Annotated in this window: 8 protein-coding genes (1 of these 8 only partly in view); all 8 read left to right on the top strand. The window is 75.6% G+C overall.

Annotated features, from left to right (window positions below):
- Positions 1–143: 143 nt before the first annotated feature.
- Complete coding sequence (gene eccB / locus ACFCX4_RS02220) at positions 144–1,604, top strand: type VII secretion protein EccB (protein ID WP_376138142.1); 1,461 nt, start codon at positions 144–146, stop codon at positions 1,602–1,604.
- A 129-nt stretch (positions 1,605–1,733) separates the two neighbouring features.
- Positions 1,734–2,087 carry a hypothetical protein gene (locus tag ACFCX4_RS02215; RefSeq protein ID WP_376138141.1) on the top strand — a complete coding sequence of 118 codons (354 nt, stop codon included), beginning with the start codon at positions 1,734–1,736 and terminating at the stop codon, positions 2,085–2,087.
- 46 nt (positions 2,088–2,133) lie between these two features.
- Complete coding sequence (locus tag ACFCX4_RS02210; RefSeq protein ID WP_376138140.1) at positions 2,134–2,439, top strand: hypothetical protein; 306 nt, start codon at positions 2,134–2,136, stop codon at positions 2,437–2,439.
- Positions 2,440–2,444: 5 nt separating this feature from the next.
- Positions 2,445–2,864: a hypothetical protein gene (locus ACFCX4_RS02205; protein WP_376138139.1), complete on the top strand. Its 420-nt coding sequence runs from the start codon at positions 2,445–2,447 to the stop codon at positions 2,862–2,864.
- Positions 2,865–2,957: 93 nt separating this feature from the next.
- Positions 2,958–5,210, top strand: a complete 2,253-nt coding sequence (locus ACFCX4_RS02200; protein ID WP_376138138.1) for a hypothetical protein — start codon at positions 2,958–2,960, stop codon at positions 5,208–5,210.
- Positions 5,211–5,250: 40 nt separating this feature from the next.
- Positions 5,251–5,694: a YbaB/EbfC family nucleoid-associated protein gene (locus ACFCX4_RS02195; RefSeq protein WP_376138137.1), complete on the top strand. Its 444-nt coding sequence runs from the start codon at positions 5,251–5,253 to the stop codon at positions 5,692–5,694.
- A complete protein-coding gene (locus ACFCX4_RS02190) occupies positions 5,687–5,998 on the top strand; it encodes a hypothetical protein (protein WP_376138136.1) in 312 nt (103 codons plus the stop codon). The genes ACFCX4_RS02195 and ACFCX4_RS02190 overlap by 8 nt, the downstream gene beginning before the upstream one ends.
- A 58-nt stretch (positions 5,999–6,056) precedes the next feature.
- Positions 6,057–23,096 carry part of the coding region annotated (locus ACFCX4_RS02185) for an EndoU domain-containing protein (protein WP_376138135.1) on the top strand (this coding region is incomplete at its 3' end). Its footprint extends 12,352 nt past the window's final position, so 17,040 of the 29,392 annotated nt are shown.

Genomic DNA, 23,096 nt, shown 5'->3' with positions numbered 1-23,096 from the left:
GGCCGCGCCGGCCGACCGCGCCGGCCGACCGCGCCGGCCGACCGCTCCGCCCGACCGCCGGCCTGACCGCCCGCCCGGCCCGGCCGGTCCCGCCCCGACCAGCCGCTCCCGTCCGTGCACCCGTACCGAGGAGGACCACCGCCATGCAGTCCCGACGCGACCAGGTGCAGGCCCACCTGTTCGTGATGAGCCGGGTCGCCGCCGGCGTCCTGCGCGCCGAGCCGGACGCCCCCGACACCCCCGTGGGCCGGACCAATCGCGGCGCCGCGATCGGGCTGGCCGTCGCCCTGCTGATCGGCGCCGGCGCCGGCGTCTACGGGCTGATCAAGCCCGGCGGCGCACGCGGCTGGAAGCAGCCCGGCACCCTGGTGGTGGTCAAGGAGAGCGGCGCCCGCTACGTCTACGCCCAGGGCCTGCTCCACCCCGTGCTCAACGAGGCCAGCGCCAGGCTGCTGGCCGGTGACCAGCTGAAGGTCGACCAGGTGTCCGCCCGCTCGCTGGACGGCACCCCGCGCGGCACCCCGGTCGGCATCGTCGGCGCCCCCGACGGCCTGCCGACGGCGTCGGCCACGGCCGGCGCCGACTGGCTGCTCTGCACGATGCGCACCGCGAGCGCGGGCCCGGTGCCGGCCAAGCCCGCCCCGCAGCTCTCGGTCGCGATCGGCACCCGGCAGACCGGCCGCCCGGCCGGCGAGCAGGGCGTCCTGGTCGGCGGGCCGGACGGCGCCGTCCATCTGCTCTGGCACGGCCGCCGGTTCACCGTGGACGCGGCGGGCGGCGCGGCCCGGGCACTCGGCTGGGCCGCCGCCGCGCCCGTCCCGGTCACCGCCTCGTTCCTGGCCGCCTTCCCGGTCGGGCCCGAGCTGCGCGCCCCGGACGTCCCCGGCCGGGGCAAGGACGGCCCGGCGCTGTCCGGCCGCCCCACCCGGGTCGGCCAGCTGTTCACCGGCACCAACGACGAGCGCTACGTGCTGGCCGAGCAGGGGCTGGTGGGGGTCACCGCCACCCAGTTCGCCCTGCTCCAGGGCGATCCGCGGACCCAGCAGGAGGCCTACGCCAACGGCCAGGTGGCGCCCGCCCCGGCCGGCGCGGCCGACCTCGCCGCGCACTCCGCCCCGGCCGCGGCCGCCGCGGCCTTCGCGCCCGAGGGCCTGCCCGGCCGCCCCCCGGCGCTGCTGGCGGCCCGTTCCGAGCAGGCCCTGTGCGCGGCGCTGCGGCCGGCCGCCGACGGCGGGGACCTGGACGTCTCCGTGCTCGACGCCTCCCCCGTCCTGGGCCTGCCGCCGGTGCTCCAGCCCGGTGTGCTGCCCAGCTGCACCCCGGCGGACCGGATCGCGGTGCGTCCCGGTGGCGGGGCGCTGGTCCGGGCGGTGTCCGGAGCCGGCTTCGGCAGCACGCTCTACCTCGTCACCGACACCGGTGTGAAGTACCCGCTGGCCTCGCAGGCGGTGGCCGAGCGGCTCGGCTACGCGAAGGCGGCGCCGACGGCGGTGCCCGGGCGGGTGCTGTCGCTGCTGCCCACCGGACCCAGCCTCGACCCGGCGCCGCTGGCGGGCGGCATCGTGCAGCCGGCGGTCACCGGCGAGGGCCGCTGCACACGGTGAGCCGCGGCGCCCGCGCGGGGGGTGAACCACCCGGCGGAGTCGTCCCGTTCACCCTGGCGGGCCGCTCCGACCGGCCCGCGGCGAATCGCGCCGGCCGGCAGCGGCCGGCGGCATCGAGGAGGTACTCACGTGGTCCAGCAGCAGACGACGGTCAGCCAGCAGGCCCTGCAGGACGTCAGGACCCAGGTGGAGGCGAAGTACGAGGCGATGAAGGCCACCGCCATGTACATCGAGGACATCAACACGGCGATCCGCGACAGCTTCGAGGGCGCGGCCAGCACCACCTTCCAGAACAACATCAACTCCTGGCTGGAGCAGTACGCGGCGGTCAGCCGCGACTACGACGCCTTCCACGGCAAGTTCGGCGACACCAGCCAGATCTTCACCGCCACCGGCGACCACACCCTGAACGTCGCGCACAACAGCCTCGGCACCGGGACCGGCCCCGCGGACTACGTCGAGGGCGTCCTGAACCCGAAGTGACCCCGCAGCCCGCCGAACCGACCGCCTGAACCGAAGGGAAACCGCCATGTCCGAGCACATGTCACTGCACTACGCCGGCGTCGACACCGCGATCAACGACCTCGACGCCCACTCCAAGACCATGCACGCCCAGATGGAGGACCTCAAGACCTACCTCCGGAGCAAGATCGGCGTCGAGCTCATCGGTGCGTTCTCGGTCGCGGCCGACGCCCTCGCGGGGCAGCTGGAGACCTCCGACAAGTCGATGACCGTCAAGATCGAGAACGCCAAGGCCGCGCTCACCGAGATCCGCGACGCGATCCACGACGCGGACATGCGCGCCAGCACCCACTTCGACCACGTCAAGGGCTGACCGTCGTGGCGGACGACGACAACGGGGACAAGGGCGACGGCGGCACCGTCAAGATCACCGACAACTTCCTGGCGACCTTCCCGGAGAAGACCATCAAGGTCTTCCTCTCGGACGTCCTGACGGCGGTGCCGGTGCGGGAGCTGCGGGCCTTCGCCGACGGCAGCGCGCCGTTCCTGGTCGGCAACAACTCCGGGAACTTCACCGCGCCGGGGACCCTGGCCACCGCGCTCAAGACGTACGACGACTCGATCGCCAAGATGCTGGGGACGATCATCGAGCAGTTCGACACCCTGATCGTCGACCTCTCGCTCGCCGACCGCTACCTGAACAACGCGCTGGACGAGTCCCTGGACTACGCGCAGTTCATGAAGGTGGCGAACCGGACCCTGACCTCGGGCTCGGGAACCGGTACCGGCACCAAGTAATCCGGCGGGACACCGCCGCCACCGCGGAGTCGGCCCGGCACCGGGCCGGCCCCGCACCACGTCAGGTCGGGCACGGCCGCGAGAGGGGATGCCATGGTGTACATCTGGGAGGACGCGCTGACCTTCGTCGGGTCGACGGCCGACAAGGCTCCGACCAAGCGCGGGGACGTGGTCGACGACGAGAAGCCGTGGATCAACACCGACGTCCGCCGGCAGGTGGTCCACGCGGGCTGGCAGGGCGTCAAGGGCGACGGCACCGACGTGAAGCTCGACAGCTGGGTGGCCTGGTACTTCACCTACACCGAGGGCAGCAGTTCGACGGTGAAGCACGGGAGCTACGTCGTCGGCACCAGCGTGCAGTACCCCAACATCGACGGACCGGGCGCGAAGTTCGCGGGGTGGACGGCCAGCCGCAAGCCGCTGGAGCAGTTCGTCGACGGCTCGGTCAAGGCCAACGACCGGCTCGACCCGGCCGTGTTCACCCGTGCGGCCGACACCCTCAAGAACTTCAGCTCCTTCCTCGACGGCTGGATCACCGCGATCGGGACCGAGTGGGTCAAGGGCATCGGGGACGAGGACGGCGACTGGCAGGGCAGCGCGGCGAACGCCATGCGGACCCTGCTGCTGGCGTTCCGCAACGAGATGGACGCCGACAACCGGATGATCCGCCTGGCCGGCGTGGACAACCTCCTGCGCCCGATGGACGGGGGCGTCAAGGTCCAGCTGGGGCAGCTGTGGGAGGGCTTCAAGGGCTGGTGGGGATCGCCCCTGGCCTGGCCGACCAACGCGGTCACCGCGGCGCTGATGGAGGGTCTCAAGGGCGCGACGCTGAAGATCGTCAACTCCGGCGACCGCACCCCGACCTGGCACAGCAAGGAGGACCCGGCCAACGGCGCCTTCGACGCCTACGGCAAGATCGAGGCCGGAGGGGTGCTCGGCTCCCTGCGGATCACCGTGACCGGGGCGCCGTTCGGTGACCCCACGTCGGTCGACTTCTGGAAGCAGGTCGACAAGCGGGCCCGGCAGATCTGGCTCGGCAACGTGGTGAAGTGGCTGGACCTCGAAGCCGACCGGGTGCTGACCGGGCTCACCCAGGCCTACACGTCCATCGGCAACGCCGCCCGGCCGCTGAAGCCGTTCCCGCTGATGATGCCCGACCCGAAGGCCCCGGACGACCCGACCAAGGACCCCACCAAGGACCCCACCAAGGACGACCCCAACAAGAACATCGACGAGCTCAACAAGAAGATCAACGAGCTCGGCACCGGCAGCGGGGGGAGCGGCGACGGCGGCGGTCCCGGTACCAAGGACCTCCCCGGCGGCCCGAACATCAAGGACATCACCGGCGTCGGCGGCGGGAGCGGAAGCGGTAGTGGGGGCTCCGGTGCCAACACGCCGAACCTCAACCTCGGCAGCGGCGGCATCGGTGGCATCGGCGGCGGCAGCGGGAACACCCCGAACCTCAACCTCGGCGGCAGCGGGAACACCCCGAACCTGAACCTCGGCGGCTCCGGCTCCGGCTCCGGCTCCGGCGGCTCCGGCTCCGGTGGCACTGGCAGCGGGAGCGGACCGGACCTGATCGGCAACCCCTTCCCCGGCCTCAACACCGGCCCCCTGCCCGACAGCCTCCTGCCCGGCAGCCCCGGTTCGAACCGGCCGGTGGTCGTGCCCCCCAGCTCGGTGATCACCAAGGACGGCCGGATCGTCGACGAGAGCGGCAACCCCGTCCTGGACTCCGCCGGCAACCCCATGGTGGCCGGCCCGGGCTACACCATCGGTCCGGACGGCATCCTGCGCGACGGCCAGGGCAACACCGTCACGCAGTACCGGCAGCTCCTCGCCGACCGCTACTCCGCCGCCGGTATCGGCAGCGGCGGCAGCGGCACCGGCGGCGGCGACGACCTGCTGACGCCCAACAGCTTCGGTGCCGGCGGCTTCTCCTACAACACGATGGGCCTGGGCTCCGGCAGCTCCGGCGCCGGCGGCGCGCTCGGCCTCGGCGGCAGCCCGATGATCACCGGGATGGGCGGCGGCCTCAGCAACCGCGCCCTGGCCGCCGGCGGCGACCCGTCCATCACCAAGGCCGCGGTCGACCAGGCCAACGCGGAGCGCGCCGCCGCGGAGCGGGCCGCCCGCGCCGCGGCCCAGGAGCAGGCCGCCCTGACCGGCCGCCAGACGCCCACCACCTCCAGCGGGATGCCGCCGATGATGCCGCCGGGCAGCGGCATGGGCGGTGCGGGCGGTCCGGGCAACGACAAGGACCGCCGCCGGACCACCTGGCTGGCGGAGGACGAAGAGGTCTGGGGCACCGAGTCCGGTGCCGTCGAAGGCGTGATCGGGCGCTGACCGCGGCCGGTACCCGACGAGCAGAAACCAGGAGAAGCGCATGAGCAACCCGTTCGCGGACCAGATCGCCCAGGCGATGGCGGACATGCAGACCGAGCTGGCCCGGGCCGAGGCCATGCAGCAGGAGATGAACGAGCTCACCGGCTCGGTCACCTCCAAGGACCGCATGGTCACCGTCAAGGTCGGCTCCCAGGGCCAGGTCGTCTCGATGACCTTCCACACCAACGCCTACCGCGAGATGGCGCCCGCCGAGCTCGCCAAGATCCTCACCGACGTCCTCAACGAGGCCCGGGCCGACGTCGGCAAGCAGGTCGCCGAGCGGATCTCCCGGTTCGACGGGATCGGCGAGACGCTGCGGCTCTCGATGACCGGCGGCAGCGAGCTGGACGAGATCCTCGAACCGCTCTGGGCGATGGCCCCGGGCTACGAGGACGAGGAGAAGAAGAAGGCCAGGGCGAGCAGGCAGGAGGAGTTCCGTGGCTGAGGGGACCACCGCCAAGACGGCGATGCTCAAGAAGAGCTTCGCCGAGTTCTTCGAGCTGAAGGACTTCGTCGCCCAGCTCAACACCGAGGCCACCCACATCAACGAGATCAACCTGCGGGTGGGCGGCAACGACGAGATCGGCAAGCAGTACCACGCCCAGGTGGACGACGGGACCAAGAACCTCTACGAGCTGATCGTCAGGATCGGCTCCACCCTGGGCTCGGTCGGCGAGAACGGAGAGCTCCTCGCCGACACCCTCGACAAGGCGGGCGACCACGCCCGCGACCTCGCCAACGGCTTCTGACCCAGCAGCAGCCGACGGCCCGACCCCGCGCAACGACCGGAAACGGCAGGCAGTCCCCGTGGCCCACTCCTCGATCGAGGTCAACGAATCGACCGCACGGTTCTTCACGATCATCACCGGCATGCCCTGGCCGGAGGTGCGTGAGGGGGACCTGCGCGAGGTCCGCGACGCCTACGAGCAGCTGGCCAAGGAGATGCCCCAGCTGCGGGCGCTGATCGAGAAGGTCGCGATCTCCTGCGCCCGGCAGTTCAAGGGCCAGGCCGCCACCTCGTTCGCCTACCAGATGAACTCGTTCATCGGCCGGACCGGCGGGGACGACTACGTGTCGGCGGCCGGCAAGACCGCCAAGGCGCTGGCGGACTGCGCCGGCGAGGTGGCCAACACGGTCGAGTACACCAAGTGGATGGCCATCGCCCAGCTGGTTCAGCTGCTGGTCGAGATCGCGCTGGCGATCTTCTGGGCGCCGTTCAGCTTCGGCGCCAGCCTCTCCGGGCTGGTGCTCAAGAAGCTGCTCACCAAGGCCGCGCTGATGGCCCTGATGAAGTACCTGCTCAAGACCATCGCGATGCACACCTTCTCGGGCATCGTCGGCGGTCTGCTGATGGACGGCATCATCCAGAACCTCCAGATCGGTCAGGGCAACCGCAAGGAGATCGACAAGGAGTACACCAAGCAGGCGGTGCTCTTCGGCGTCATCGGCGGTGTCCTGGGCGGCCCGCTCGAACTGTTCGGCCTCGGCCTGGGCAAGCTCCTGGGCCGCCTGCTCGGCAGGAGCAGCGGGCGGCTGCTCGCCGACAAGCTCAGCGACTACCTGGTCGACGGCGAGCTGAAGAGCCTCAAGGGCACGCTGAAGACCGCCGCCGAGGCGGCCGCCAAGTCCGGCGAGAAGGGCGCGCTCGGCACGATCGGCAAGGAGACCTCCAAGGGCCTCGCCGACGAGGCGCTGAAGAAGTCCCAGGCCCGCGCCTTCGCCCGGGACCTCGGCGGCCTGATGGAGGCCTCCGCCGAGCAGCTCCAGGCGGGCTTCGGCAAGACCACCAAGGGCAGCCTCGGCGACACCTTCGTCAAGGAGATGGAGAAGACCTTCGTCAAGCACCTCGGCGAGCAGCTCGGGAAGAAGGAGGCCGGGGCGCTCGGCCGCGAGCTGGGCGAGAAGTTCGCCGAGAAGTGGGTCGGCAAGATGCGGCAGACCGTCCCGCTCAGGGGCGCCGCCAGCGAGGGCCTGGAGGACGCGCTCAGGTCGGTCCTCAAGCAGGAGGGCAGTGCCGGAAAGGGCCTGACGACCCATCAGATCAACGCGCTGGGCAAGCACCTGCCGGAGCTCGCCGACGGGATGTCCCAGGGCAACAAGATGTTCAACCTCGGACTGGCGCTGGGCAACTACATCCAGTCCGGCACCCAGAACGTGCTCAGCGAGGGCTTCTACAACCTCATCTTCGGCGAGAACCACGAGTTCACCGTCACCGCGGGCAGCTTCGTCGGCGGCATGATGACCGCGATGATGGGCCACGTCATGCACCTCGGCTCGGCGCCGCTGATGCAGGGCTACGCCGACCTGGTCCAGCGGACCCAGTTCAAGGCGGTCGAGGCCGGGGCGTCCAAGTACTTCCCGCTCTACCACCCGATCAGCTTCGCCGCCCTCGCCAGCATGGCCTCCGGCAAGATCGTGCCCTTCCCGGTGCCCAGGATGGGCCACCCGGAGGCCTTCGAGTTCGCCCGGAGCTTCCGCGTCAACTCGCTGGAGGACGTCGCGCAGGGCCTGTCGCACGCCTCGGGTGTCGACATCAAGACCCCGCCGGCCGACCCCGAGGTGGCCGAGTGGATGCAGCAACTGCTGCCCTACGTCGACCTGGTGGCCGACGAGCACGCCGCCGATCTGGCCGCCAGGGCGGCGGAGCGCGCCCGGACCGTCAGCGACGACGACGCGACGCTCCACGAGGAGCCCGTCGGCACGCCGGAGAAGAAGGGCGCGAAGGGCGGCGACGAGAACTCCGGGGCTCCGGTCAAGGTCCAGTCGGACGACGCCGCGGCGGTCCTCACCCCGCGGCCGCAGGAGTCCGAGCAGCGGGCACCGGAGACCAAGCCGCAGGAGCAGAAGGCGCAGGAGCAGAAGCCCGCCGAGCGGAAGCCGGGCGAGACGTCCGGCCAGGAGGCGCCGAAGAAGGGCGCCCAGCCGCGCAGGGGCGCGGTGCCGCCGGTGTCGACCGAGTCCTCGGGCGACGCGCCGGCCGCCCCCCGCCGGCGCACCGAGGGGAACGACGACCTCACCGCGGGCCGGCGCCAGGCCGCCGGGGCCACCGCCTCCGCGACGGCCCCGGCCACCGGTGACCTCCCCCGCCCGGTGACGGTCACCTCCTCCGGCGGCGGTCACCCCGCCGCCGACCACACCCAGGTCCCGGCCCCGCCCGCCCCGCCGCGTCCGCCGGCCGGCACCGACGAGTCGGGCCGCCACGACGTCCAAGAGCCGGTCCTCCGCGGCCCGCGGCCGACCGAGAGCCTCGCCTCGCTCCTCGCCGGCCAGGGGAACCCCCGCAGCCGGCCGGACGACGACCTCCTGGTGCCGACGGCACCCCGGCGGGACGGCGACGACGGCGAGGACGGCGCGTGGCCGACGCCGAACCCCCTGCTCCGGCAGGACCAGGCCGGCCCGCCCCAGCAGCAGTCCCGGCCCCGGCCCGTGGACGCCGACCAGCCCGCTCCGGTCCCGGTGCCGGTCCCGGTGCCCGCGCCCGCCCCGGTCCCCGTCCCCCCGCCGGTGCACCACGTGCCGCCGCCCGGCAGCTCCGACCTGCGGCCCGGCTACGTCCCCACCGTGGTCCGCCCGCCGGCCGGCCCCCTCCCCGCAGGCGTGGCACCCTCCCCGCTGCGCTCCTACGAGGCCCGGTACGGCACGCTGCCCACCGGGGAGCGGGCCACCGAACTCGTCGTGAAACTGCACCTGGACACGGCGCGCGTCCAGGAGTTCCCGGACCGGGTCGCCGCCCTCCAGCGCCGCGCCCGGGAGGGCGTCGCCGAGGCCTACAACAGCGGCCACCGGCTGCCCGACGGCAGCGTGCTGCGGGTGCGGGTCGAGTTCACCGACTCGCCCGACACCGCGGACCAGACGATCCGGCTGCACGGCACCACCGTCCGCCAGGACGAGGCGAACTGGGGCCTGCCGGCCGACCGCGAGGTCCTCGGCCACCAGATCGGGCGCATCCTCGGACTGCGCGAGGACTCCCACGAGGTGTACCGCGAGGGCGGCACCGACCGCTCCGCCGGCGGCCCGCCGCCGCAGCGGCTGCGCACCGTGGGCGCGGCGCTCGCCGAAGCGTTCGGCGCCGGTGCCGGGCTCGCCCTCCCGGAGCGGCCGGCCGTCCCGCAGGCGGTCCGCACCACCTCGCTGTACGGGGCCGACGGCCCGGACGGCGCGGGCGGGCACCTGCTGCGCGCCAGCGTCCGTCTGGCCCACACCGACGGGCAGTTCCGGGAGAACCCCAACCGCACCGTGCACCTGGACCCGGCGGATGGCAGCGGGGAGCCGGGCCGGACCTTCTTCCCCGCGCACTGGACCGCCGACGAGGCCGTCTACGCGGCCGAGCAGGCCTTCCGCGACTCCCGCACCCGCAGCCCGGACGCCCCGCACTGGGAGGGCGAGTACGCGGGCGTGCGGATCGCGGGCGAGCAGCAGGACGGCGTGATCACCGGGTTCCGGCCCGTCGACGAGCAGGGCGCGCTCACCCCGCCCCCGTACGCGCCCAAGCGGCCCGCGCCGCCCGGCCCCGACGACCTCGGCCGCCCGCGCGAGTTCGGCGACCGGCGCTCGCTCGACGGCGTCCACCTGGTCCCCGGCCCCGGAGCCGCGGCCGGCCACGGCGTCCGCACGGACGCGCCGGCGGCCTACCACCCGAACGGGACCACCCGGCGGCGGGTCTGGTTCCTGGACCCCTCCCTGCCGCCGGACTCCCCGCTCGCCGTCTTCCCGAGCCGCTGGCGCCGGCGCGCGGACGCGCCGGACCCGGTGCACTACCCGGAGGTCTGGTCGGCCGGGGAGATCCAGGTCGTGGCCGACACCGCCCTGCTGACCCACCCGGGCCGGCGGGTGCCGCTCGCCGACGGCCGGACCTTCCACGTCGTCGGCGAGGCGTTCGACGTCCGGGTCGAGGGGCTGGTCCGGGACGGGCAGGTCCTCGTCCACCGGCCGCTCGACCAGCAGGTGCCCTGGCGCCAGGGCACCCACGACGACGGGTTGCCCACCGAGGTCGTCGCCCGTGCCACCGAGTCGCGCACCCACACCGTGGGGGCCGGCCGGGAGGTGACGGTCCGCCGGGTGCTGTTCAACACCCGGGAGGACGGCCTGGAGGTGAGCGTCCGTCTGCACCTGGCCCCCGGCGACGCCATGACCGCCGCGGACCTCGCCGGCCACCGGCGGCGGCTCCAGGAGGCCGCCGACCAACTGGTGCGCGAGCAGTCCCCGTTCGCGCCGGTGAGCCTGCGGCTGGAGTTCACCGACAGCCCGGAGGGGGCGTTCTCCAGCGTCCGGGTCGCCGCCGGGGCGCAGCCCCGGCTGGCCGACCACGTCAAGGACCTGCTCGACGCGGGTGCGGGCCACGACCTGGAGCTGGTGGCCCAGCTGTACGCCCGGGGCCTGCCCCGCACCCCGCTGGGCGTGCCGCTGCCGGACCCCGTGCCGGGCAGCCTGCGCGAGCCCGGGACGCCCGACCCGGCCGGGCCGCCGCGCGTCACCGACGCGATGGCGCAGAACCTCGCGCCCGTCCGCGCCGTCTTCGCCGACGGCGCCTGGGAGCGGACCGGGCAGGGCCTGCCCCCGCACTGGACCGCCGACGACGGCCGGTACGCGGCGTACCTGGTCGCCACCGGCCGGGCGGAGGGCGTCCAGGTGGTGCCCCGGCTGCACGAGGACGGGCCCGGCACCGTGTTCGAGGGCACGGTCGCCGGCTCCCTGGTGCGGGCCACCGTGTCCGGGAACCGGATCACCGGGTTCGTGGTCCGCCCCGGCGACGCCGAGGCCGCGGCCGAACCGGTGCCGGCCGGGCCGCGCCGGGTCCTCGCCACCGCCGAGGTCACACCCCCGGCGGACGCCTTCCGGCGGTCGATCGGCGCCCGCGACGGCATGGCGTTCGAGGTCAGCCGGGTGCTGCTGGCGGACGGCGACACCGAGACCGTCCTGCGCCTGCGGGTCCACCTCGACACCAGCGCCGTGACCCTGCCGAAGTCCGAGCTGGACGCCGGGCTGAAGGCGCTGCACGAGCGCGCCGCGCGCGGCGTCGGCGTGCACTTCAACCGCGGCCAGCGGCTGCCGGGCGGCGACCTGCTGCGGGTCGAGGTGCTCTTCACCGACGACCCGGCGGGCGCCCACCACGTCGTCCAGGTGCACGAGGACTTCCCCCGGGAGACCTCCCACGACTGGAACCTCCGCACCGACGAGTTCACCCTCGCCCACGAGCTGGGCCACGCGCTCGGCCTGCCGGACGAGTACCGCGAGGCGGCGTGGCGGGCGCGGCCGGTCCACCAGGACGGCGCGCTGATGGCGGCGCAGAGCAGCGACGGGTTCGGCCACTTCCTGCTGGACATGGACCGCCACGACGCCCGCTCGGCCCGCAACCCCCTGCAGGGCCTGCCGCCGCGCTACCTGCGCGAGTTCGGCTCGGTGGTCGACTCGGCGCTCGGCACGCCCGGCGGACCGGCCGCGGCGGGCGGCCCGCCGCGGCGCCCGGGCCTGGGCGAGGACGTCCTGCGCCGGGTGCTGGAGGGCCGCTCCGACGGCTCCGGGGGACACCTGTACCCGAAGGCCGGATCCGACCGGCCGCGCCCGGTGGTGGTCGAGGGCTCGGAGCACCGCAACGGCACGTTCCGCGTGACGGAGACCGCGCCGGTCCCGGTGCAGCACGTGGAGTCGGCCGGCACCCTGTTCGCGGGCCCGGCCCGCTCGGAGTGGACCGTCACCCGCACCATGTTCCCGCGGCACTGGTCGTCCGACGACGCCGCCTACGCGGCCGAGCAGGCCTACCAGAGCGCCGTGCGCACCGGCCGGGTCACCGAGCGGTACGGCACCCACCACTGGACCGGCGAGTACGGCGGGATCCGGATCGAGGGCACCGTGGTGAAGGGGGAGTTCACCGGCTTCCGGCCCGCCGCCGACCAGGACCGCGTCCCGGTCCCCGCCTTCGGGCCGCCCGACCTCGCCGACCGGCGCTTCGACCTGCTCGGGGAGGACCACGTCCGGTTCGGCGACCGCCGGGCCCTCACCGGCGTCCACAGCCGGCCCGATCCGCTGGTCTCCGCCGTCCACGGCGTCCGGGCGGAGCCCACCCCGGAGGGGAGCAACGACAACGGCACCTACCGGGCCCGGGTCTGGTACCTGGACCCGACCGTCGGCCCGGAGGCGCCGCTCGCGGACTTCAAGGCCCGCTGGTTCCGCCGCGCGGACGACGCCCCGCACACGATGTACCCGGACAGCTGGAGCCCGGCCGCCGTCCGCCGTGCCGTCGACGCCGCGTACCGGGGCACGACCCAGCGGCGGCCCGAGCCCGGCGGCGCCGAGCACTGGGTGGGCGAGCACGACGGCGTGCGGATCGAGGGCATCACCCGCAACGGCGTCCACCTGGTCCACCGCCCCGCCACCGACCAGCCGATCACCCACTGGCGGGACACCGAGGTGGTCGAGCGCTCGGCCACCGGGGCCCCGGTGGTGTACGGCGTCCAGGACGCCGAACTGACGGTCCGCCACGTTCGGTTCGCCGCCGGGCAGCAGGGCCTCGAACTGCACGTGCCCGTCCGCCTGCGCCTCCCGGCGGACGCCACGCCCGAGCAGACCGGGGCCTACCGGGCCGCCGTGCAGTCCGCCGCCGACCGCTTCTCCCACGGCGCGCGCGACTCGCAGGACCGCCTGGTCCGGGTCGTGGTGGACTTCGTCGACCACGACGGGCCCGGCCACCGCACCGTGGACGTCACCGCCGACGTGCCGGCCGCCGGCCTCCCGCTGCGGACCCTGCTGCCGGATCTCGACAACTCCTTCACCGTGCTCCGTGACGTCGCCGACTACGTCGGCGGGCAGTCCCCGGCCGAGGGCTGGGCGCCGCACGGCGGCCCGCGCCCCGCCGCCGTGCCGCTGCGCGCCCCGGACAGCCCCGGCACGGCCGAGCGCCCGGAGACGGTCAGCCGGTGGACGCAGGACCACCCCTCCTCGGCGGGGAACTTCGCCCTCGCCGACAGCTGGCTGCCGGCGCACTCCGGCCTGCCCGCCGCCTGGTCCCGCGCGGACGCCTTCGAGTTCGTCGGCCAGGCCGTCGGCCGGGGCAGCTACACCAGCCGCGACCGGCAGGTGCCCCGGGGGCCGGAGGACATCACGGTCGACGTGCTGGAGCACGCCGGCGTCACCCTGCGGATCGTGCGCGACGGCGAGTACCGCGTCATCGGCGTCACCGTCCTCGGGGACCCGGTCTACCCGCCGCAGCTCCGCAGCGCGCAGCACGTCGTCCCCGAGCAGCGGCACGCCCCGCTCCGCCCGGGAGGCGAGGACGCGGAGCAGCCGGCCCCGGTGCAGCCGCACCCGGAGGCCGTCACGGCCCCGGTGGCCCCGGTGGACCCCAACTCCCGCACCGAGCTGCGGCCGGACCCCGACACCCGGCGGGTCCGCCCGCCGGCCGGCCCCCGGGCGGAGGGCGAGGCGCCCTCGCCGCTGCGCCCGTACGAGGTGCGGCGCGGCCGCCTGCTCAACGGCGACCCGGTCACCGAACTCGTCCTGCGGGTGCACCTGGACGCCTCGGACGTGCCCGCGGCCGACGCCGGGCGGGTCACCGCGCTGCGCGACCGCGTCCACGAGTCCGTCGCCGGGGCCGGCTACAACGGCGGGCACCGGCTGCCCGACGGCAACCGCCTCCAGGTGCGGGTCGAGTTCGTGGACTCGCCCGGCGCCGCCGACCACACGGTGCGGCTGCACCCCGGCACCGTCCGCCAGGACGAGGCCAACTGGGGTCTTCGCGCCGGCCGGCAGGTGATCGGCCACGAGATCGGCCGGGTGCTCGGTCTGCACGACGGGCCGCTCGAACAGCTCCGCGCCACCGGCACGGAGCGCACCGCCGACTGGCCCCGCCGCCTGCGCGCGGCGGGCGCCGCCGTCGACGAGGCCTTCGCCCCCGACCGCACCCCGGACCCCGCGCCCGGCCGGACGCCCCCCGCCGCGGCCCCGAACGCCGCCGCGGCCCCGCCCCGGATCACCGACCGGGTCCGCGACACCGCCCTCTACGGCCCCGGCGGCGAGGACGGCACCGGCGGCTCGGTGCTGCGCCCCTCCGTCGACCGGGCGTACGCCGGGCAGCTGCGCACCAACCCGAACGACACCGTGAGCCTCCCCGCCCCGGCGGGCTCCGGCGGCGCGGACCGGACCTTCTTCCCCCGCCACTGGAGCACCGAGGAGATCCTCTACGCCGTCGAGCAGGCGCACCTGGACTCCCGGCGCTACGGCACCGACGCCTCCTCGCCGCTCTGGATGGGCGAGTACGCGGGCGTGGTCATCACCGGCACCCAGCGCGACGGCGCGGTCACCGGCTTCCGCCCGCACCACGGCCAGGGCGACGAGGCGCCGCCGCCCTACGCCCCGCGCCGGCCGCTGCCGCCGCGGCCGGGCGGACCCGCCGCGCCGCCCGGGTTCGGCGACCGGCGCGCGCTGACGCCCCTGCACCACCGGGTCGACCCGGCCGCGGGCGACCTGCACGGCGTGCGGACCGAGACGGTCGGGGCGCCGCACCCCAACGGCACCCGCCGCGCCCACACCTGGTACCTGGACCCGTCGGTGCCGCCCGACTCCCCGCTCGCCGACTTCCCCGGCCGCTGGCACCGCGCCGCGGACGGCCCGCAGACGGTGCTCTACCCCGACCACTGGACCCGGCGGACGGTGGCGGAGCGGGTGGAGCCCGCGCTGCTGGACGGCCGGCCCCGCCGCGAGGTGCTGCTGGAGGACCGCCGCACCCGCCACGTCGTCACCGACGTGGACGGGGTCCGGGTCGAGGGCCTGGTCCGCGACGGCCGGGTGCTGGTCCACCGGCCGGCCGAGCAGCAGCCCGACCACACCGCCGGCTTCGTCCGCCGCTGGGACGACGCCCCGGTGCTGGCCCGCTCCGAACCCGTCACCCGGCCGGTGGCCGGGGGCGGCCCCGACGTGACCGCCCGGCGGGTGCTGTTCGCCACCGGGCAGGAGGGCATCGAGCTCACCGTCCGGCTGCACCTGACCCCCGGCGACGGCATGACCGGGCCGGACGTCGCCGCCCGCCGCCGGGAGCTCCAGGAGGCCGCCGACCGGCTGACCGCCGACCTGGACCCGTTCACCCCGGTCTCCCTGCGGCTCGACTTCACCGACGACCCGTCCGGGGCGTTCTCCGGCGGCCGGCTGCGGGCCGACCGCCCGGCCGACCTGGCGGACCACCTCGGGCCGCTGCTGCGCACCGTCGACGAGCACGGCCTGGACACCGCGGCGGCGATCCTCGCCCCGCCGCCGGGCGCGGCCCGGCGCGCCCTGCCGCTGCCGGAGCCCGTCGCCGGCACGCTGCGGGCCCCCGGCACCGACGACCCGTCGGCGCCGCCGCGCTCCACCGACCTCATGCAGGGCCGGTCGGCGGCCGTGCGCGAGTCGTTCACCGACGCCGCCTGGGAGCGGCCGGTGCTGGGCGTGCCCTCGGACTGGACCCCGGCGGACGCCCGCTACGCGGCCTACCGGGTCCTGCACGCCGGCACCCCGGACGCGCGCGGCCGGATCGACGGCGAGTTCGCGGGCCGCTCCCTCAGGGTGTTCACCGAGGACGGCCGGATCACCGGCTTCCGGGTCACCGCGCCCCGGCCCGGGGACTTCCCGGCGCCGCCGGCCGGCACCCACCGGGTCCTGGCCACCGCGGAGATCCGGCCGCCCGCCGACGCCTTCCGGCGTTCCATCGCCGCCCGTGACACCCGGTCCTTCGAGGCCACCCGGGTCGAGCTGCCCGACGGGGACACCGAGACCGTGATCCGGCTGCGGATCCACCTGGACACCGCGGACCTGTCCGGCCTGACGCCCGCCGAGCGGGAGTCGGGGCTGCTCGGGATGCGCACCCGCGTCGCGAGCGGCGTCGACGAGCAGTACAACCGGGGGCAGCGCCTGCCGGGCGGCGACCTGCTGCGCTTCGAGGTCCACTTCGTGGACACCCCCGAGGAGGCGCACCACACCGTCGCCGTCCACCCGGTGCAGGACCGGGCCAGTGCCCTGCACTGGGACCTCGTGATCGACCGGACCGTCCTCGCCCACGAGCTCGGCCACCTGCTGGGCCTGCCGGACGAGTACCGCGAGGCGGCGTACGGTCCGCGTCCGATCTATCCGGACGGCGGCCTGATGAGCAGCCAGGGCGTCGACGCCTTCGGCCGCTACCTGGTCCACGAGGACGGCCCCGACGAGGTGATGGTCGCCGTCCACCCCGCGCAGGGCCTGCCGGCCCGCTACCTGCGCGAGCTGGGCTCCGGCCTCGACGAGGCGTTCGGCCCGCCCGCCGGGCCGGTCACCCCCGGCGGCCCGCCGCGCCGCGCGGCGTTCGGCGAGGACGCCCTGCGCAGCTCGCTGGACGGCACCGACGGCTCCGGGGGACACCTGTACCCCGGGCCGGGCACGGGCCGCACCCGGCCGCCGGGGACGGTGGGGCCGGACCACCCCAACGGCACCTTCCGGGTCTCCCGCACCGAACGGGTGCCGGTGCCGTACCTGGAGTCGGCGGGCGGCCTCTTCCCGGGCGCCACCCACGAGACCCGCACCACCACCCGCACGATGTTCCCGCGGCACTGGACCTCCGACGAGGCCGCCTACGCCGCGGAGCAGGCCTACCACAGCGCCCGCCGCACCGGCCGGATCACCGAGCGGGACGGCACCCACCACTGGACCGGCGAGTACGCCGGGGTGCGCATCGAGGGCGAGGTGACGAACGGCGGGTTCACCGGCTTCCGGCCGGCCCACAACCAGGACCGGGTCCCCGTCCCGGCCTTCGAGCCGCCGAACCCCGGCCCCCGGCAGTTCGCCGCGGGCAGCGAGGACCACACCCGGTTCGGCGACCGCCGTACCCTCACCGGCGTCCACACCTGGCCGTCGGCCGCGACCGCCCGCGAGCACGGCTTCGTCGTGGAGCGGCTGCACCAGCCGCACGACAACGGCACCTACCGGGCCCAGGTCTGGTACCTCGACCCGCGGGTCGGCCCCGGCGCGCCGCTGTCCAACCTGGAGTCCCGCTGGCTGCGCCGCGCCGACGGCGCCCCCCACGTGATGTACCCCGACGCCTGGTCGGCGTCCGAGACGCTCAACGCCGTCCAGCAGGCGTACCTGTCCCGGCGAGGGAGCCGGATCCTGCCCGACGGCACGGAGTCCTGGACCGGCCGCCACCAGGGCGTGGTGATCGAGGGCCTCACCCGCGACGGCCTGCACCTGCTCCACCGCCCGTCCGCCGACCAGCCGATCTCCCGGTGGCGGCCGGAGGAGATCGTCCGGCAGTCCGCGCCCCGCCCGGTGGACTTCGGCGGCGGCTTCGGGGCCGTCGTGCGGCACGTCCGGTTCGGCGACGGCCAGAACGGACTCGGGATCATCACCCCCGTGCCGCTGCGCTTCGGGGCGGACATGTCGGCCCAGGACCGGGCCGACTACCGGGCCGCCTTCCAGCGCCGGGTCGACCAGGAGCTCGCGAACCTGCGCGACGCCGACGGCGCACTGGTCAAGGTGGTCGCCGACCTGATCGAGACCGACCACCCCGGCGCCCCCCTGGTGGGCCGCGGCAGCATGCCGGGCCCGCGGACCCTGCTGCCGCACCTCATCGGCGACCACGCCCCGGTCGCCCAGGTCGTCGAGCACGCGCGCCGCACCGCCCCGGCCGAGGGCTGGACGGCCAGCCGGCCCGACGCCCCGCCGCTGCGGGCGCCCCGCACGCCGGGCACCGACGAGCGGCCCGCGACGGTCAGCCGGACCGAGACGCTGCACCCGCAGCTGGAGCGCTCCTTCGCGCTCCCCGACGGCTGGACCCCCGGGGACGCCGGCCTTCCCGCCGGCTGGTCGCGCCAGGACGCCCTCTCCTACCTCGCCGACGCTGCCCGCAACGGCGTCCCGTTCGTGTCCGACCAGCCGCAGCCGGCGGTGCCGCACGGCCGCACGGCGGAGCTGGTCGAGCACCTGCGCGTCCGGGTGCGGCTGGTGCGCGACGAGCTGGGCCGGGTCACCGGCGCCGAGGTGCTCGGCGGGACCGGGTTCCCGCCCCAGTTCAACCGGCCCGTGCCGCCCGTCGCCGGACCCGCCCCCCGCCGCACCGGTGCCGACGAGCACCTCGGCGACGACCACCCGCCCGCCTCCGCCGACCACGCCGCCCCCGCGTCCGGCGACCGCGCCGACGGGCAGCCCGCCCCGAAGGCGCCGCAGGACGCGGACGCGCCGGTGCCGCCGCCCGCGGCCGCCACCACGGCGCCGGCGGGCGCCGCCCTCCCGCCGGCGCAGCCGGCCCCCGACAACCCCTGGCACCCCGCCGGAACCGACGGCAGGTTCCGCAGCAGCCTCCCGATCCGCCCGCCCGCCCCCGTGGCCGGGACCTGGCAGGAGGTGCTGCCCAACGGCACCGTCCGCGTCCACCGCGCGGAGCTGGACGCGAACGTCCGGCCGGGCGCGCCGGCCTCGGCGTTCCCCTCCCGCTGGAGCCGCTCCCTGCTCGACCCCGGGACCGTCTACTACCCCAAGGACTGGACCGCGTCCGGTCTGCGCCAGCACGTCACCACCGCGCTCGCCGACCCCGTCCTCCAGCGCGAGGCGAACGGCATCCGCTACAAGCTGGGCCGGTCCGGCGGTGTCTGGATCGAGGGCATGTACCTGCCCGACGGCACCTTCCTGGGCCACCGCCCCGACCCGTACCAGACGCTCCAGCACCCCCGCTACACCGACCCGGCGACGCTGACCGCCGCCCGGGGCACCGAGGTGGAGCCGCCCGGCCTCGGACCGGTCCGGGTCCGCCGCGACCTCATGTTCGACGGCTCCGAGACCCTCCAGATCACCGTCCGGGTCAAGCTGACGGGCGACGAGGACGCGCCGCTGCACGACAGGCTCCGTACCCGGGCCGACCTCGACCGGTCGGTCAGGGAGCTCCTGGCCGGCCTCCAGGAGGGCGGAACTCCCGCCGGGATCCGGCTGGACTTCACCCAGGACGCCGACGCCGTCGAGCTCCGCGTCACCCCGGGCCGGGACCTCACCGCCGAGCAGGTCGTGCCGCGGCTGCACGAGCGGATCGCCGCCGACGGGCCGGCCGCCGCCCTGGACGCGCTGAAGCAGCAGGCGCCGCCGCCGCCGGAGAGCCTCGACGGCGGCGGCGCCCGGATGCTCGGCGGCCGGAAGGCGCTGTTCGCCCCCGCCGCGTGGGACAGCCCGACCCTGGGCCGCCACCTGCCGCGCGAGTGGACCGCCGACGAGGCCCGCTACGCCGCCAGCACGGTCGCGGCCTCGGCCGACCGCGTCCCGGTGGGCCCGGTGCCGCCGGGCGGCACCACCGCGCCCGAACTGCGCCACGGCAGGTTCGCCGGGGTGAAGCTCACGGTGCGGGTCGAGGACGGGCTGATCACCGACTTCTGGAGCCAGCCGGACCAGCGGATGCCCGACCAGCTGGCCGCGCCGGCCGCAGAGAAGGCCCAGGTGCTGGGAACCCACCGGATCCGCCCGCCGAAGGACGCCTTCGAGCGGTCCATGGAGCTGCGCCGTATGCAGCGCTTCACGGTGAGCCGGCTCAGGCTCCCCGACGGCGACACCGAGGCCCTGGTGACCGTCCGGATCCACCTCGACACCAGCAAGCTCAACCTGGCGGACCGGCAGACCGCCACCGGCTTCAAGGAGCTGACCAAGCGGGTCCGGACCGGGGTCTCCGAGGTCTACGACATCGGCCAGCGGCTGCCCGGCGGCGACCGGCTGCGGGTGCGGGTCGAGTTCGTCGACGCTCCGGGCAAGGCCCACCACACCGTGACGGTCCACCCGAAGCAGGCGCGGGAGGACTCCGCGAACTGGGGCCTGGGCACCAAGGCCGTCACCGCCGCCCACGAGGTCGGCCACCTGCTGGGGCTGCCGGACGAGTACCGCGAGCGCTCCGACGGCGCCCCGCTGCGCCCGGTCTACCTCGACGGCGGGCTGATGGGCTCCTACGTCCGCGACCGGTTCAACCGCCCCCTCGCGGACATGGACAACCTGACCGGCGCCCCGCTCACCCCCGACCCGCGGCCCCTGCTGCGCGCGCGCAACCTGCGGCAGCTGGGCAACGTGATCGACCAGGCCTTCGGCGCCGACCGCGGCCCGGGCCCGGAGAGCACCCACCCGCCGCGGCCCCGGATGAACGCCGACGCGCTGCGCCTGGCCCTCCACGGCGACCTGACCCGCATCAGCCTGCGGGAGCCGGGCTCCGGGCGCGACGGCGGCGGCCACCTCTTCCCGCCGCCCGGCTCCGACGACCCGCGGCCGACCCGGATCCCCGGCTCGGAGAACCGCAACGGGACCTTCCGGGTCCTCGGCGGCCCGGCCGACGGCGTGGCCGCCGGCCACCGCTCGGACGCGGGCGACCTCGACACCTCGGCGGCCGTCCGGGCACGCGGGCGCACCATGTTCCCGGAGCACTGGTCCGCCGACGACGCCGCCTACGCGGCGGAGCAGGCGTACCAGCACGCCCGCCGCCGAGGCGACGGCGCCTTCACCGAGGCCGGACCGGACTCCTGGAGCTGGACCGGCGAGTACGGCGGGGTCCGGATCGAGGGCCGGATCCAGGTCCGGACCGAGCAGGGCCCCCAGGGCCCGGTCCGGGTGGCGGAGATCGTCTCCTTCCGGCCGTCCCACGACCAGGGCGGCCTCGGACCCGCCCCGCACCTGCCCTGGCACCCCTTCCCGGACACCTTCGACCAGCGGGCCGGGGACCTGCTGCGCTACGGCGACCGGCTGACCCTCACCGGCGTCCACCACCAGCCGCCGAACCTCCTCAACGAACGGGGCACGGCTTCCCGCGAGGCCCTCCTGGCCGGCCAGCGGTCGGGCATCAGGATCGGCACCCCCTCCGCCCCCAACCCCAACGGCACCTACCGCGCCACCGTCTGGTACCTCGATCCGGCCGTCAACCCCGCGGCGCCGATGGCGCAGTTCGACTCGCGCTGGTTCAAGCGCACCGACTACGCGCTCAACATGTTCTACCCGGACCACTGGCGCCCGGTGCGGATCCTCGACGCCGTCGACTCCGCGTACACCGGCCGGGACAGGTCCGCGGACCGGGTGGTGGACGGCGCCGTCCACTGGACCGGCACCGGCGACGGCATCCGGATCGAGGGCATCACCCGCGACGGCCGACACGTGGCGCACCGCCCCGCGGACGAGCAGCCCGGCGTCGTCCGCCGGGCCGGCGCGCCCACCTCCCCGCCGCTCACCGAGCCCGGCCCGCCCGGCACCGGCAGGCGCCCCGCCGTCACCTCCGGCATGCTCCCCGGCACGGTGCCCGCCGACGTCTTCGGCCCTGACCTGAGCAGCACGGCCGGCCGCGGCCTGCCCGCGGCCTGGACGGCGCAGGAGCAGCGCTACGCCGTGCACAAGGGGAAGAAGGCCGGCGTCGACACGCCGCTCGACGGCGGCGGCACCCGCGGCGAGGTGGTCTTCGCCGGCGTCCGGATCACGGTGGTGCGGGACGCGGACGGCAAGGTCACCGACTACTCGGTCGCGGACGGCCACACCCCGCCCGCCCAGCTCGACGTCCCGGTGCCCGAGCGCGGCACCCGCCGGCCGAAGGGCCCCGCCGGGGAGGAGCAGCCGCCGAGGGCGCCGTTCCACCCGGACGAGGAGGACGGCTCCGACACCTCCTCGCGGCGCGAGGAGGACGGCTCCGACGACGGCTACGACGAGGACGGCCACGACGACGGTTCGGACACCTCCTCGCGGCGCGCCGATGACGAGGACGAGGACTGGTACGAGGACGACGACGACGCGATGTCCGAGGTGTCCCGCGCGGACACCATGGACCTCATCTCCGACGACGAGTCGATGGAGTGGGACGGCAGCTTCGCCGCCCCCCACCCGGCCGCCGGGAACATGGAGCTCGACCAGTCCCCGCCGCCGCCCCGCCCGGTGCGCCCGGCACACGAGGCGCCGGCACCGGACCTGCGGTTCGCCGCCCTCGGCCGGCCGGTCGACGTCCACCCGCCCGCGGACCCGGCCCGCCACACCAGCGACTCCACCTTCCTGCGCCGCTTCCGGGTCGCCCGCGGCGTCCTGGTGGACGGCAGCCCGGCGGTCGAGATGGTGGTGCGGATCCACCTCGACGCCGACGGCCTGCCTCCCGGCCCGGACCGCGACCGGGCCGTCCGGGAGCTCCAGGAGCGCGCCCAGCGCGGCATCGACCAGTACTACAACCGCGGGTACCGGCTGCCGAACGGCGACGTCCTGGTGACCAGGATCGAGTTCGTCGGGCCCGACGACGCGCACCACCGGGTCGAGGTGCTGGACGGGACCGGCCGCGAGGCCCAGGACGAGTGGCACCTCGGCAGCACCGAGCGGACCCTGGCCCACGAGTTCGGCCACCTGCTCGGCCTGCCCGACGAGTACCGGGAGCGGCGCGTCCGCGAGGAGGGCACCGACGAGTACGGCAACACCGTCCTGGTCGACGACCCGATCCACCCCCGGCCGTCGATGGCCGACGCCAGCCTGCTGGGCAGCGCCTCGCGCAGCCGCGGGCGGGTCCGGCTCGACCAGGACGCCGGGCTCCTCTCGGACGAGACCGTGATCCACGACTCGCTCGCGCCCCGGCACCTGCGGGAGCTGGGCCGGGCGATCGAGCGGGCCCTCGGCCCGGTCCCGACGGCACCGGTCGTGCACGACCTCCCGCGCCGGGCCTCCTTCGGCCGCGACGCCCTGCAGACCTCCACCTTCGGCGACACCCGCAACCCCGGCGGCCACCTGCTGCCCCCGGCCGGCTCCGACCGGACGGAGCCCGGGCGGGTGCTGCGGGTGGAGCGCAACGGCGTGGTGGTGGCCGACTTCTCCGGGGAGACGGCCTCGACCCTGCCCCGGCCCCGGCGGCTGGACGCCGCCTCCGCGGCGGCCGACGAC

The organism is Kitasatospora sp. NPDC056327 (assembly GCF_042261735.1).
In the GTDB taxonomy this organism is placed as follows: domain Bacteria; phylum Actinomycetota; class Actinomycetes; order Streptomycetales; family Streptomycetaceae; genus Kitasatospora.
This window is presented reverse-complemented; position numbering and strand designations above follow the sequence as displayed.